Raw genomic sequence first — 12,546 nt, forward strand, 5'->3', positions numbered from 1 at the left:
AGAGCGGCGAACCTTGCACGGGGAAAAAGCAAGGGCGCACCGTTCACGCAAAGCTTTTGAGGGAACTTCACACACATGGCAGCAGCAGATACCGGGTCGATGAGCCTGATCGATCACGTGACCAATGTCTCCGATTTCATATGGGGGGGCACATGGAACGGCGAAACGCTGTCGTGGCTGTCAATCGCTGGCAACCCGATCCCGCCAATGGTCATCATCCTGCTTGGCGCAGGTCTGTACATCATGTTCGGCCTCAGATTTTACCCCATTCGCCAATTGGGCAGCGCCTTTGCAGGGCTGTTCAAAGGCCGCAAAAGCGAAGGTGACGGGGAAATCTCTCCCTTTGCCGCGCTCTCAACCGCGCTTTCCGGGCAAGTGGGAACGGGTAACCTGGCCGGCGTTGCCACGGCGATTGCGCTGGGCGGGCCGGGTGCAATCTTCTGGATGTGGATCACCGCGCTCATTGGCATGGCATTGGCCTTTGCCGAAGGTTCGTTAGCGATCCGGTATCGTGAGAAAACCTCTGACGGGGTCTATCGCGGCGGTCCGATGAGCTACATCATGATGGGGCTGGGGCCGAAATTTACGTGGCTCGCGATCATCTTTTGCTTGGGCACACTGTTTTCAGCGATGGTCACAGGCAACTCGATCCAAGCCAACGCGGTGGCAGATGGCCTGAATGAGCTGTTTGGCATCGAGGAATGGCTCGGCGGATTGATCGTTGCGGTCGCCGTTTTCGTCGTGATCATCGGCGGTATCAAATCAATCGGCGGCGTGGCTGAGAAGGTCATCCCCTTCATGGCGGCCGCCTATATCGTCATGGCGATCATCGCTTTGATCCTGAACATTCAGGACATCCCTGCGACCTTTGCTCTGATTTTCCGCGGGGCATTTGGATTTGATGCAGCAGCAGGCGGGTTCACCGGTGCAATGATCGCGCTGGCGATCCGCGCAGGTGTTGCGCGCGGGCTGTTCTCTAACGAGAGCGGACAGGGCTCGACCCCAATCGCGCACGCTGTGGCTCAAACCAACGATCCCGAACAGCAAGGCCGCATGGCGATGCTGGGCTGCTTCATCGACACAATCGTCATCTGCACCATGACGGCGCTTGTAATCCTGACCGTGCAGGGCAACTTCACCGCTGATGGCGCTGCAGTGTCGCATGCTTGGGAAAGCGACCTTGAAGGGTTTGCAATGACCAGCGGCGCATTTGCAGCCGCTTTCCCGGTTGAGATTGCTTCGATCCCACTCGGTACCCTGATCGCATCGACCGCGCTGATCCTGTTCGTATTCACCACGCTGCTGACGTGGAGCTATTATGGCGAACGCGCGATCACCTTCATCTATGATCGCATCCCTGGCTCAACGCGCGGTGGTGAGAAGATCCTGCACATGATTTGGCGCGTCCTTTGGTGCGTGGTGATCTATCTTGGTTCGACCCTTGATCTGACATTGGTCTGGCGTTTGGGCGATATCTCCAACGCGGCAATGGCGCTCCCAAACTTGGTCGCTTTGCTGCTGCTTTCAGGCGTGGTGTTCAAACTGGCTCAGGGCATGAAAGACGCAGGGCCTGACCATCATGCGGACACACCGGAAGAACCCAACGAATACTGATCGACTCAGCTCGATCCAAATCGCAAAAAGGGCGCGCTTAGCATTCAGCTGGGCGCGCCCTTTGGTTTTGGGAAAGTTCACTAGCGTCTGCGTAGTAGCCGTTCGATCAGGCCCGGCTCCTCCATAGGCCTGATTGCGCCATGTTTGATACGGCGCAGCGTCGCATCAACCCCTCCCTTCTGCGCCGACCTTTGGGCGGGCGTGAGAGGGCGCGAACTAGCTGGCAATTGGGTCGAAGAGCGGTGCCGAAATGTCATGCGCGGCAATGTCACTCAAACGCCTTTGATCTCAGCTTAGTCGCGGCCTACGCGCAAATACGCATGGTCTCACCCGCGACCAAACAGACGCTCCAGCCAAGTGGGTTCGTGCATCGGGCGGATTGGGCCGTGGGCTAGCGCGCGGATCGCAGGATCAAGCGGCTGGCGCGGACTGACCCAAGGATCGGGCCGAGAGGATCGGTAAATGCTCATATTTGCCTCCTTCGTCTGTGCGAGATGCCTCGCTCAACTTGACCGCTATCTTGCACGCCTCGACTGGCACAAAGCTGAGCGGGACAGTTAGCCAATGTTCATCTAAACGTCTAAAAACGTGAACACCGGACACGCAAGCGATGACAAGGACGAGCGGCTTAGCGAGCGCCCTCATTGTAGGAAAATGACAATATTGTGAGCGCCAACCCGCCGGTAGATCGCGCGCGCGATCTTTACAGCTCCGCTTGGAAAACCTCATGCGCCTGATCGCGCAGAGCCTGTCCCTGCCACAATTGGTGCAAGCGAGCCCCCAAGATATCGCCGGGACCTGACGTGAATTGCGGGTGGCCAAAATGGGTCATCACGCCGTGCTGCTTTGCCAAAGCTTTGCGATCCTGCGCGACCACGGGGGCGAGGAACAGGCGGATCGCGGCTTGCTTCAACCAACCGGGCGCCAATCCTTTAGGCGTTGAAAAGCGCGCAAACGGGGTGAAGGTGCCATCGGTCGCAGGAGTAAAGATCGCGGTGACGCACAAGGTGAGCTGCGTCTCCCCCTCCCAACGCGCCTGAACAGTGGCAGGCACATGATAGCGAGAGACACTGCGCGTGCGATCCCGCTCCAAAAAGCGCGACATCAGGCCCAGATCGGGCTGGGTCTGCTCAATCGTCATCGCAATCCCGTCATCGTGAGTGTTCACTATGAGGTCTACAGGCAGGCGCTTGTCGCGGCGGCGGATAAAGCCGTGATGCAGATGGTTGGTGTGAAACGGGTCCATCACATTCTCTATCGCGTCAAAGGCGCGGCCCTGCCACGTGCCCTGCTGCCACCAGAAATGATCAAGACCAGGATTGCCAAAATCGGGCGGGAGATCGGGCTTAGCCAATGCGTTGTCCGACAAAGTAACAAAGATCGCGCCATGCGCTTCGAACACGCGAACCGCACCAGCGCGCAGCTTGGGATCATCGCGTGTTTCAGTGAGGCAACCCGGCACCGCTTCACAAGCGCCATCTGCTCCGAAACGCCAGCCGTGATAGGGGCATTCAAGCGCTCCCTTATGCACGCGCCCCTCGGACAAAGGATAGTTGCGATGCGGGCAGCGATCGACCAGCGCGCCCAGTCCAGCTTCACTGCGGAAGAGTGCGATAGGCGTGTTGCAAAGCGTCACCTTGCGCACATTGCCGCGCTTCACGTCGCGGGACAGCGCAACCATATGCCAGGCGTCAGTTACTGCTTTTGGGAAAGCCATCAGGCGAGCTCCTCACCGTTCCATTCAATGTCGTAAGTCGTCGCGGCGCTGGTCGAAGTATTGCGCCGTAGCCCTTTGAGGGCAAACATGCCTGCATCGCGTAAAGCGCCCATAATCGGCCATCGATCTCCTTTGCGCCCGATCACATCGCGGCCTGCGCGAAAGCACGCCCTCCATTCTCGCAACCGGCCTGTGGCAAGCGCTTGTGGCAAGCCAAACACGACCATCGCGGGCCCTAGATAGGCGCTTGGTGCTGGACGATCACTCAGCGCCACACCTGCATCAATCGCGCTTGCGACGCGCCCCTCGCCCACCAGCAGATGGACCCCACTTGTAGCGCGTGGATTGCATTCGAGCAGGTATGGTTCACCACCTCCATCAAAGATGACGTCGAACCCAAACTGGCCGTGGAGATTTGCGCTTTGCACCAGCTGCTTTGCCACATCGCGCAACCGCTCATGGTGCGTTTTATCAAGCGGCTCAAAGGCAAAACACGCACCGCCTCGCATACGCCAGTGCGATGTGTAGCTCGCAAAACCGACCAGCTTTCCGCGATGTGCGATCACGTGAAAACACGCCTCTTGGCCACAAACACGGCGTTGCGCCATCCAGCCCGTCGCAGGTACCGCACGCGCCCGCCTTTCGTCCGGTGCCACAAGCGTCTGTTCACCAAAGCGGCCTTGGCGTGGTTTGAACACCCAATCCGCGCTGCTTGCAGCAAAACGTTCCACGTCCTGCGCGCTCTCAATCGCATGGCTTTCAGGCACGCTCAGCCCCCAATCGCGTGCGTCCCCGGCAAAGGCCAGCTTGTCATGCAACTGCGCCAGGGTGCCGAGAGGCGGCGCAAATAGCAGCGCACCGATGGCTGGCTGAAGCGCGGGTGCAGCGAGGTGAAACACCTCCTCACAAACCGGCACAATCAGGTCAATCGCATGTGTTTCGACCAATTTTGCGATACTTTGCTGGAACGCGGGGCCTTCATGGCGCGGTGATGGGTAGAGATGGTGCGTGAGGCCGAGCGAAGACCAGCGTGCCATGCGCACGCGGGTGCTGTCAGCCAGATGGACATTCCAACCAGCCGCCACAAAATCGCGCGCAAGATCAAGCGCGGCCGCCGCACGAGCCCCGGTGATGAGCACAGACTTAGCCATCGGCCCAAACCACTTTGCGCCGTTTGGGCCCGTCCCATCCGAGGTGATCGCGCGTGATGGACACAGGACGCTGGACCAGTTGTCGCAGATTTTCAGCTGCCTCATTTGCCAAATCGTCAGGGCTATCGGGAGCTATACGCAAAGTGACACCTTGCCGATTGGCGATTGCCTGCCACTCGCCCAGATCCACTTCCCCGCCTTCGACCGCAGACACGACCTCGCGCGGGGTAATGAAGCGTGTTCCAAAGCGCCAAATATCGCTCACCCGACCTTGGGGTGGAAGGATTGCTCGTCCGCCATAACCGCATGGGCATGAACCTTGATCAAGCTCAAGAAAGTCATCACCGCGCAGCCGTACGATCGGCTGGCTCTTGCGGCGAAGATCAGTGATAATTGGGCGAAAGCCTTGTGTGCCCGTCACCGGTTCCAGCTCAAACTCAATCGCATGCTCATTGAGATGCAAGCGCCCATGATGGCATTCGGCGGCAAGGAACCCCTCGGTCGCCTGATAGATGGAGCGAGGGCGCAGACCAAAAGCGGATGTGAGATAGTCGGTTTCAGCCGCGCTGATCGGCTCACTGCCGTTGAACAAGTGGCGCAAGCTAGGCAGGCGAAGCCCCGATTTCGCCAACGACAATAGCCGGTGTGGTGGCGCGATCAGGATCGTGGGCGCAAATTCTGTGAGCTGGCGTGCTACGTCGCGCTCAGCCTGCTCCAACGGGATATGGGTAAAGCAAAAGCGGCCTGCGCTCACATCGCTGTAAAGCGCATTGCTCGCTCGCAAGTGTAGCGCAATCCGTTGCTTTTTCAGCAATGCGCGCGCTGGCAAGAACCGCGCGAGGCTTTGCCCGATATAGTCTGCACGCTCCGCCCCATTGGCCAGAAACAAACCCCGATTTGCCTGGCTGGTGCCGGTTGACCAACCCGCTGTCAGATCACCCTCTTCGCCCTTCCCAGCCTCAGTTCGTTCGGCAAGCTGGCGCAATTGCGTATCGCTGTGCCCGCAGGCATTCCACGCGCCATAATCAGCGCGCAATTGCGCCTGCTCAATGATCGGGAAGTCCCCAAGACGCTGCCCGTAATAGGCCGCAAGCGCAGGCGTACGCGCGATCCAGGGTTGCAGCCGCGACCATAGCTTTGCGCGCTTGTGGCCCAACCTTTCGGCAGACAGACGCATAGCGCGGCGCGTGCGCCACCAAGATGCAAGGACGAGATCAGTCCGCATCATCGCCTCTAAACGCGCACGCACTCTTTGCGCAGTGCGAAGGCAGGATCGCCAGCTCGCTATTGTTGGCGGACGCTGCGTGCAACCGGTCAAGCGTGGCGCGATAGTTGCGCGTTTCGCCTAAAAGCGCGGTCGTAATGCGCGGCGGTGGACGGCGCTCTGCAATCGCGCGGCCGGACCACACGGCATCGGCGGCCAGCAAGACCGGTTGATCACCCTCAGTCGTAAAGGCCAACCCCCAATGCCCCGGACAATGCCCCGGCAATTCCACCGCAATTAGACTGCCATCACCCAGAATATCGCGTCCGCTATCAAACGGGGCAAAGCCGGTTGGCAATGCGCATTCGGTAGCGTCTTCAAAGAAATGCGCCTTCGCATCAATGCTTTCCGGCACGAGCGACCCAAGCAGACCTTGCCGCACGCGCCCAAATCGGCCCGGTTTTCTAAGCGCGGCTAAGCCTGCGCGCGCACAATAGACCGGCTTGTCCGCCAAGTGGCGCATCCCTGCGACGTGGTCGCCGTGAAAGTGGGAGATGATCGTGCCCGCAATCGCGCTCTCGTCAATGTCATGCGCGGCGAGCCATGCTTCCCATTCGAGCTGCGCACCAATCTCAACCGGAGTCGTCCAGCGATAGAGCCGCTCTGGAAACGGGTCTGTGGCCTCAGTGAAGGCGGGGTCATAGCCGGTATCAAACAGGAACAGCCCGCGCCTCGGATGCTCGATCACACCCACTAAAGCAGGGAAGTCGACCGCGCACACACTGCCACCAGACAGCGTCATTATCTCAGGGTGCCGCGTGGAGCCGCGCTCTAACCATCGGAAACCAACGCGGGTCATGCGCTCTCACCTTTCGCTTTTAACTGCGATGCGTGGTGCAACAGAGTGGCAAGCGCGTCAAAGCGTGGGTGGTAGTCCAACAAACGATTGGAAGGCTCCTGATCAAAACTTTGCGAATAGGCCAAGGTCGCCAGAGTATAGCGGGTCAATAGCGGTTCCTCTTTGCGGCCCATAGCCTGCGCTGCCTTTTCGAGCGTCGCAGCCAGCGCGCGCAACAATGGCATAGGCGGAGAGACCAATTGCGGCTTCTCACCCAAGCATTTTGCCAGGCTTTGTGCCACATCGCGGACAGGCAAAGGATTACCACCGGAAATGTTGATCGCGCTTCCATTGATCACTTCAGCCCGCTCTTCCGCCTCGCAAATCGCCCATGCGGCATCGCGCAAATCGGTCAGCTCGATCAATGCCTGTCCACCACGCGGCAGAGGAATGCGGAGTCTGCGTGCAAGTTCTGCGAGCTTTGGCAGGATCACCTGATCGCCCTCCCCCACCAAAGCGCGCGGGCGGATTGCGCAGCAGGCTAGACGTCCATCAATGCTTGCGGCCAACACCATGCGCTCCGCTGCAAGCTTAGTGCGCGCATAGTGATTGAGCGGCGGGTCTGTTGGCAGAGCATGCCCGCCAATACCGATCTGGTCTTCGAAACTAGCGAAGATCGACGGGGAGGAGATGAAGACAAAGCGCGAGACACCTGCGACATCGGCGGCGTCGAGCAGTCGCTGCGTGACCGCGACATTGGCGCTTTCAAATGCGGCGCGCGGTCCCCAGCTTGCCGAAAGCGCGGCGGCGTGAACGATACTGTCGCACTCACTCACCAGAGCGACAATATCTACAGAGGACGCTTCAAGGTCGCAGGGCACAAACTCTGCACCCATCACGGTGAGCTTGTCGCCAGCCCCCTCGTTACGCCCCGTCGCGCGCACGCGGTGACCGCGCCGGATCAGCTCGCGCGCGACGTGCAGACCCAGCCCTCCGGTTGCTCCGGTCAAAAGGATGCGCCGCCCGCTCATATACGCACCACCATTGCGCTCGCGCTGATACCCGCAGCGGTGCCCAGCAGCATCACCGTATCTCCGGGCTTTGCAGCGCCTGTTTGGAGCGCGTGGCTGAGCACGGTTGGGATCGAAGCCGCGATCTGGTTGCCGTGGGTTTCGAATATGTTGAGCACACGCTCACTCGCAGGCGCGAACAAGCGCCGCACATGTTCAACACCGGGCGCGCTGGCCTGGTGACAGATGATGCAAGCGAGCTCATCTTTGGTTACGCTGGCATCGGCTAAGGCGCGCTCGATCACGTCAGGCAGAGCCTTGGCTGCCGCTTTGAAAATGCCGAACGCGTCCATTTCGAAGTATGACCCTTCAACCAGCGCATCATAGCCTTCGCTCACGCGCAGTTTCGTGCCGCCGGAACGCAATTGAGCAAGGCTGTTATGCACTCCAAATGTGACGCTTGCCATGCTCAGGATGCCGCTTTCGCTAGCCGCTTCAATCACGATCGCCGCTGCTCCATCACCGAAGATTGAGCGGGTCTTGGGCACTTCCGGGTTAAGGCCAGCGGTGGCAATGTCGCTTGCGAATACCAGCGCTCGCTTCCAACGGCCCGCTGCGATGCCCATGGCTGCAACGTCCAACGCTGCGATAAAGGACAGGCAGGTTTGGTTTACGTCAAAGCAGGGGATGCCTGATTGGCCCAGACCTAGCTTGTCCTGCACCAATGCGCTGGTGGACGGAATGGGCTGCTCCATCACTCCGCATCCACCAATGATCACATCAAGACTGTCGCTTGCCCATCCGGCCTGCGCGAGCGCTACTTTCGCCGCCTCAGCTGCCATATGCGAAGTCGTCTCGCGCTCACCTGCCACGTGGCGCGCAGCAATGCCAAACTCGCTTTCAGTCCAGCCTGGCGCATGGCCATGCTGTTCATCCATTTCACGCGATGTGAAGACACTGCGCGGTCGATACGCGCCATGTCCTGCAATTTTGAATCCGCTCAACACAAGTGTCTCTCCATTCGATTCGCTTACACAATCACACATAATTGAGCGGTGTTCAATTAATAAATAGACAATGTTCAATTATTGGATTATTGACCAAGTCTATGGGAAGACGGTCAGACCATTCTGCAAAAGAGCTGCGCGAATTGCTGATTGCGCGCGGGCACGAATTGATGGCTGAACGCGGCTTCGCAAAGTTTTCCGGAAGAGAAGCTGCGCGGCGCGCGGGCTACACGGTTGGAACGATTTACAACGTGTTTGGCGGGCTGGATGGCTATTTGATTGCGATCAACAGCCTGACATTCCGCCAATGGGCCGCATGGCTGGAAAGCGCGCTGGCAAAGGCATCGGCTGAGCCCGCTGACCGTATCGAAGCGCTAGTGCGCGCATACTTCGAGTTTGCAGACACCAATCGCAATGCTTGGATGGCGATTTACGATCACCGGATCGATCGATCGATTGAAATCCCGCGCGAAGACGAATTGGCGCGCGAATCGCTCACCGGAATTGTTGACCGCGAAGTCAGTTCAACGCTTGGCCTTGGTGATAGCGATCAGGCGCGCCGGTTGGTGCGTTCTTTGATCGCGACTGTCCACGGTCACTGCGCCTTGTGGCTCACAGGCAGTTACGCGTTGATGCGGGAGGAAGACCCGGCTGACCAGGCGCTTTCCCGAGTGCTCGAAATCATGACGAGCCACGCGGCGCTTGGCGCGGCACGCTAGGATACGAAACACCGAAATTTCGAGGAAATGGCAGGGGCACAGAGACTCGAACTCTGGACCTTCGGTTTTGGAGACCGACGCTCTACCAACTGAGCTACGCCCCTACGCGATGGCGCGATCTATCGAAAGGGTTGGCATTAGGCAAGCTGATCTTTGAAACGCCTCGCGTCCAAGCCAAGCCGAACGAGGAATCCTCCACTTTGGCGCCACTTTGCGGTCCGCCTGTCGCATTGTGCCTATTCTCGCGCGGGGCAAATGATAAGACGCCTCCTATGCACTCACCTTTGCGCAGCCCAATACCGATCGACACGCTCTTGCTGGCGTATCGCAGCGGTATTTTTCCGATGGCGGATACGCGTGAGGATGCGGATATTTTTTGGGTCGAGCCGCGTGACCGGGCAATCATTCCGCTTGATGGCCTGCATGTCTCCAAATCCTTACGCAAAGTGCTGCGCTCTGATCGCTTCAGCGTCACACTCAATCAGAATTTTGAACGCGTCATTCGCGCATGCTCTGCGCCGCGCCCTGGCCATCCTGAAAGCTGGATTAGCGAACGAATTGTTGCAAGCTACCTCGACCTGCACCGCGCAGGCCATGCGCATTCGGTGGAGTGTTGGGTGGAGGAGCAAGGGCAGTCATTGCTTGTCGGCGGGCTCTACGGTGTATCTTTCGACCAAGTGTTCTGCGGTGAAAGTATGTTCAGCCATGCCGATAATGCCAGCAAAGTCGCCTTATGCTGGTTGGTATCCATGTTGCGATCTGCCGGTTTCCAACTGCTCGATTGTCAGTTTATGACCGATCACTTGGCAAGTATGGGCGCGGTCGAAATGCCGCAGAAAGACTATTTGAGGCTGGTTTCGAGAGCGCGCGGGCAAGCTGATAAATCGTTCACGGATGCTTTTGACGAGATTTACATGGCGGCAAAGGCGTTCAATCAGTCTCCGGGGAAACTCATCGCGCAGTCTTTGACCCAGACATCATAGACCGGATGCTCAACGACATTGAGGCTGGGGTTTTCCTTAAACAACCAGCCTGAAAAAACGCGGGTGTGATTGCTGTCACCGCGTTCCAGCACATCGACCTGCACAAAAGCGCCGGTTTCCTGCGGGAATTCGAATGGGCGTGTTTGCTCGCACGCAGCCAAGGTTAGAATAACCGGACCATCTTCGACGCTTTCGCCCGGCGCAATCTCGAAATCTTTGCTGACATTGTTGCGCTTGTTGAGCAGGCCGATTGTGGCAACCCGTTCTGCCATTGGCGTAGCGCCAGTTTCATCCATTCTGATTGTTTCGGCGGCGCCTTCGCCCGCGTCACCATCGCTTGCAGCTTCAGCAGCCTCGTCTGAGGCGACCTGTGCGCTCTCGTCCTCGGCTTCTGGCACATCATCGCCGCATGCAGCCAAGAACAGCATCAAAAAAGCAGGGATGAGGACGGCAGTTACGCGCATGGGCTTAATGCTGGTTCAGCCCTCAGGCGACCAGGCTTCATAGTCACCAACGGCAGCGGCGCGTTTGCCACCACGTTCCAACGCACCTTGCGGGCGATAGGCCTTGGCTGTGCCGGTTGCGTTGGGGGTGTAATCAGCTTCCCAAATCTTCGCAGGTGGCAATTCGCTTTCGGGCACATCAGCGAAGGCACCGTGCAACCAGCCGTGCCATTCGCTTGGCACGCGGCTTGCGTCATTGGCACCGTCATAGATAACCCAGCGCTTTTCCGCTTGCGTGTAAGAACCGGTGTTCACTCCGTCCTTCGCCTTCTTGCGGTAATACTTGTTGCCTTGCGCATCGGTGCCGACATGTTCGCCGCCCGTGCGCATGGCCCACCAATGCGTGCCCAGCGTTCCGCCGTCCCACCAAGTGAAGATTTTGCCAAAGATTCCCATAGGCCTGCGCGGTTAGCTCAATTCTAAGCCGAGTCCAAGAAGGATCATCACCGATCCCACTGATTACTCGGGTAGTGTGAATTCAACCACATCGCCCGGCGCAATGCCAAGCGCTTCAGATCGACCGGCCAGAATCTCAAACACCGCTATAGAGGGTCCAGCAGACACCACACTGTCGAGCGAATAGGGCACGCCCGCCTCGATATTGGTGATGCGCATGTCTGGGCCGATAAAGATGATATCGAGCGGCACAGCGGTATTTTTCATCCAGAAACTGCGCTGCTGGGGCACGTAGGAGGGGAACAGCATCCCTTCGAAATCGCCCATTTCGGTGCGGAACATCATGCCGCGCGCTTGCGCTTCGTCGCTATCTGCAAGTTCGGTGACAAAGGAGTGGCGTGTTTGTCCGCTCACAATGGTGACATCGATCAAGGTGAGGCCGGAATCGGGATCAACTTGCGCTTGCTCCGCCTGTGTTGGCGTAGTGGACGAAGGGGCATCTTGCGATGCGCCTGCTGGTGAACACGCGGCAAGTCCAGCGGCAACCAGTCCGGTCAGAACCTTAAATCCCGAATTCACAGCCACTTGCCATCCTCCTCACATTCGTCATCTTCGGCCTCAATCAGCCATTGTTCGATATCGTCCACTCGGTCTGCATCCATGATGAACCGCACGTGCTCAAATGAGTGCCCTGCCCGCAGCATTGCAGCAACCTGTTTTTCGCGAATTTTGCGGCGCTGGACCAGCATATCGGCGCTTTCCTCACCCTCTTCCGCGGCAATAGCAAAGGGGCCAAAGCGGCGTTTTTTGGCCAACATGATGGCAGCACGCCTGCTTGCAGCTTCGCTAGGGGCATTGTCCTCGCGCACTGGTTCTTCGACGCCCGCTGCCCATAAGGCCTGCTCGACCCGCTTTGCGCCGTATCCGCGCGCGGTTAAATCGCGCGATTTGGCCTTTGCATAGGCATCATCATCGACGTAGCCGCGCGTGACGAAATCACTCACTAACCCCGGAACATCCAGCTCGCGCAGCCTTCCATCGGCGTCTTCGACGACCCCACGCTCGCGAATTTTGCGCGCGAGATATTGCTCCAACTTGGCACCAGTGGTGGAAAACCGCGCAACATAGGAAAGCGCTAGATCGCGCAGTGAAGTCTCATCCAAAGGTCGCCGCTTCTTGGGCTTTTTCACACGTTTTCCGGAGCTTGCACCCCTTTCGCCTTCAGGTTCACCGCTGGCATTTTCGCGACAATGCGATGACAATTTGCTTTCCCGTGAAACCATTTCGCCTTATTCGTGCCACAGTCCTTATCAAATGGGAAAAAATGGGCCGGAATGGATGTATGTTCAAACTGGCTGGGGGACATGATACATCGCGCATAAGCGCACAGCAACTGACGGGTAA

Annotated in this window: 14 protein-coding genes and 1 tRNA gene; 3 read left to right on the top strand and 12 right to left on the bottom strand. The window is 58.4% G+C overall.

All coding sequences use genetic code 11. The features are described from left to right. The first annotated feature begins 75 nt into the window (after positions 1-75). Entirely contained in the window at positions 76-1,614 is a 1,539-nt protein-coding gene (locus AC0V6N_RS11470) for an alanine/glycine:cation symporter family protein (protein WP_486171682.1), read from the top strand. A 326-nt stretch (positions 1,615-1,940) separates the two neighbouring features. Here the strand turns inward: AC0V6N_RS11470 and AC0V6N_RS11475 are convergent, their stop codons facing one another. From AC0V6N_RS11475 to AC0V6N_RS11505, 7 genes are all read right to left on the bottom strand, one after another. Next, a complete protein-coding gene (locus tag AC0V6N_RS11475; protein ID WP_486171683.1) occupies positions 1,941-2,084 on the bottom strand; it encodes a hypothetical protein in 144 nt (47 codons plus the stop codon). 233 nt (positions 2,085-2,317) lie between these two features. Then, positions 2,318-3,331, bottom strand: a complete 1,014-nt coding sequence (locus AC0V6N_RS11480) for a Rieske 2Fe-2S domain-containing protein (RefSeq protein ID WP_486171684.1) — start codon at positions 3,329-3,331, stop codon at positions 2,318-2,320. Continuing rightward, on the bottom strand, positions 3,331-4,482 hold the full coding sequence (locus AC0V6N_RS11485) for an ATP-grasp domain-containing protein (RefSeq protein WP_486171685.1): 1,152 nt from the start codon (positions 4,480-4,482) through the stop codon (positions 3,331-3,333). The genes AC0V6N_RS11480 and AC0V6N_RS11485 overlap by 1 nt, the downstream gene beginning before the upstream one ends. Then, on the bottom strand, positions 4,475-5,710 hold the full coding sequence (locus tag AC0V6N_RS11490; RefSeq protein WP_486171686.1) for a hypothetical protein: 1,236 nt from the start codon (positions 5,708-5,710) through the stop codon (positions 4,475-4,477). The genes AC0V6N_RS11485 and AC0V6N_RS11490 overlap by 8 nt, the downstream gene beginning before the upstream one ends. Beyond that, positions 5,697-6,545, bottom strand: coding sequence for an MBL fold metallo-hydrolase (locus AC0V6N_RS11495; RefSeq protein WP_486171687.1), 849 nt, complete (start codon positions 6,543-6,545; stop codon positions 5,697-5,699). The genes AC0V6N_RS11490 and AC0V6N_RS11495 overlap by 14 nt, the downstream gene beginning before the upstream one ends. Further along, positions 6,542-7,555: an NAD-dependent epimerase/dehydratase family protein gene (locus tag AC0V6N_RS11500; RefSeq protein ID WP_486171688.1), complete on the bottom strand. Its 1,014-nt coding sequence runs from the start codon at positions 7,553-7,555 to the stop codon at positions 6,542-6,544. Before AC0V6N_RS11500 ends, AC0V6N_RS11495 begins: the two co-directional genes overlap by 4 nt. Beyond that, the gene (locus AC0V6N_RS11505) at positions 7,552-8,538 is read right to left on the bottom strand and encodes a 3-oxoacyl-[acyl-carrier-protein] synthase III C-terminal domain-containing protein (protein ID WP_486171689.1); all 987 of its coding nucleotides are present in this window, start codon (positions 8,536-8,538) and stop codon (positions 7,552-7,554) included. Before AC0V6N_RS11505 ends, AC0V6N_RS11500 begins: the two co-directional genes overlap by 4 nt. A 104-nt stretch (positions 8,539-8,642) precedes the next feature. Between AC0V6N_RS11505 and AC0V6N_RS11510 the strand changes: the two genes are divergently transcribed. Beyond that, the gene (locus AC0V6N_RS11510; protein ID WP_486171690.1) at positions 8,643-9,260 is read left to right on the top strand and encodes a TetR/AcrR family transcriptional regulator; all 618 of its coding nucleotides are present in this window, start codon (positions 8,643-8,645) and stop codon (positions 9,258-9,260) included. Positions 9,261-9,288: 28 nt separating this feature from the next. On the opposite strand, the gene AC0V6N_RS11515 is transcribed toward AC0V6N_RS11510, so the two are convergent. Then, positions 9,289-9,364 (bottom strand) — tRNA-Trp (locus AC0V6N_RS11515). A gap of 168 nt (positions 9,365-9,532) precedes the next feature. Between AC0V6N_RS11515 and aat the strand changes: the two genes are divergently transcribed. Next, positions 9,533-10,243, top strand: a complete 711-nt coding sequence (gene aat, locus AC0V6N_RS11520; protein ID WP_486171691.1) for a leucyl/phenylalanyl-tRNA--protein transferase — start codon at positions 9,533-9,535, stop codon at positions 10,241-10,243. Here aat and AC0V6N_RS11525 read toward each other — a convergent pair. From AC0V6N_RS11525 to AC0V6N_RS11540, 4 genes are all read right to left on the bottom strand, one after another. Continuing rightward, positions 10,195-10,707, bottom strand: coding sequence for a DUF2155 domain-containing protein (locus AC0V6N_RS11525; protein ID WP_486171692.1), 513 nt, complete (start codon positions 10,705-10,707; stop codon positions 10,195-10,197). The genes aat and AC0V6N_RS11525 overlap by 49 nt on opposite strands. A 15-nt stretch (positions 10,708-10,722) precedes the next feature. Continuing rightward, complete coding sequence (locus AC0V6N_RS11530) at positions 10,723-11,142, bottom strand: NADH:ubiquinone oxidoreductase subunit NDUFA12 (RefSeq protein ID WP_486171693.1); 420 nt, start codon at positions 11,140-11,142, stop codon at positions 10,723-10,725. A gap of 63 nt (positions 11,143-11,205) precedes the next feature. Continuing rightward, positions 11,206-11,727 (bottom strand): DUF192 domain-containing protein, encoded by a 522-nt coding sequence (locus AC0V6N_RS11535; protein WP_486171694.1) that lies wholly within the window; start codon positions 11,725-11,727, stop codon positions 11,206-11,208. Then, entirely contained in the window at positions 11,718-12,305 is a 588-nt protein-coding gene (locus AC0V6N_RS11540) for a regulatory protein RecX (protein ID WP_486171695.1), read from the bottom strand. The genes AC0V6N_RS11535 and AC0V6N_RS11540 overlap by 10 nt, the downstream gene beginning before the upstream one ends. Between the last annotated feature and the right edge of the window lie 241 nt (positions 12,306-12,546).

The organism is Erythrobacter sp. S57(2025) (assembly GCF_057365055.1).

What these genes read in the sequence shown, in the direction of transcription:
- AC0V6N_RS11470 (WP_486171682.1), top strand. Translation starts at nt 76, where the DNA reads ATGGCAGCAGCAGATACCGGGTCGATGAGCCTGATCGATCACGTGACC.
- AC0V6N_RS11475 (WP_486171683.1), bottom strand. Translation starts at nt 2,084, where the DNA reads ATGAGCATTTACCGATCCTCTCGGCCCGATCCTTGGGTCAGTCCGCGC.
- AC0V6N_RS11480 (WP_486171684.1), bottom strand. Translation starts at nt 3,331, where the DNA reads ATGGCTTTCCCAAAAGCAGTAACTGACGCCTGGCATATGGTTGCGCTG.
- AC0V6N_RS11485 (WP_486171685.1), bottom strand. Translation starts at nt 4,482, where the DNA reads ATGGCTAAGTCTGTGCTCATCACCGGGGCTCGTGCGGCGGCCGCGCTT.
- AC0V6N_RS11490 (WP_486171686.1), bottom strand. Translation starts at nt 5,710, where the DNA reads ATGATGCGGACTGATCTCGTCCTTGCATCTTGGTGGCGCACGCGCCGC.
- AC0V6N_RS11495 (WP_486171687.1), bottom strand. Translation starts at nt 6,545, where the DNA reads ATGACCCGCGTTGGTTTCCGATGGTTAGAGCGCGGCTCCACGCGGCAC.
- AC0V6N_RS11500 (WP_486171688.1), bottom strand. Translation starts at nt 7,555, where the DNA reads ATGAGCGGGCGGCGCATCCTTTTGACCGGAGCAACCGGAGGGCTGGGT.
- AC0V6N_RS11510 (WP_486171690.1), top strand. Translation starts at nt 8,643, where the DNA reads ATGGGAAGACGGTCAGACCATTCTGCAAAAGAGCTGCGCGAATTGCTG.
- aat (WP_486171691.1), top strand. Translation starts at nt 9,533, where the DNA reads ATGCACTCACCTTTGCGCAGCCCAATACCGATCGACACGCTCTTGCTG.
- AC0V6N_RS11525 (WP_486171692.1), bottom strand. Translation starts at nt 10,707, where the DNA reads ATGCGCGTAACTGCCGTCCTCATCCCTGCTTTTTTGATGCTGTTCTTG.
- AC0V6N_RS11530 (WP_486171693.1), bottom strand. Translation starts at nt 11,142, where the DNA reads ATGGGAATCTTTGGCAAAATCTTCACTTGGTGGGACGGCGGAACGCTG.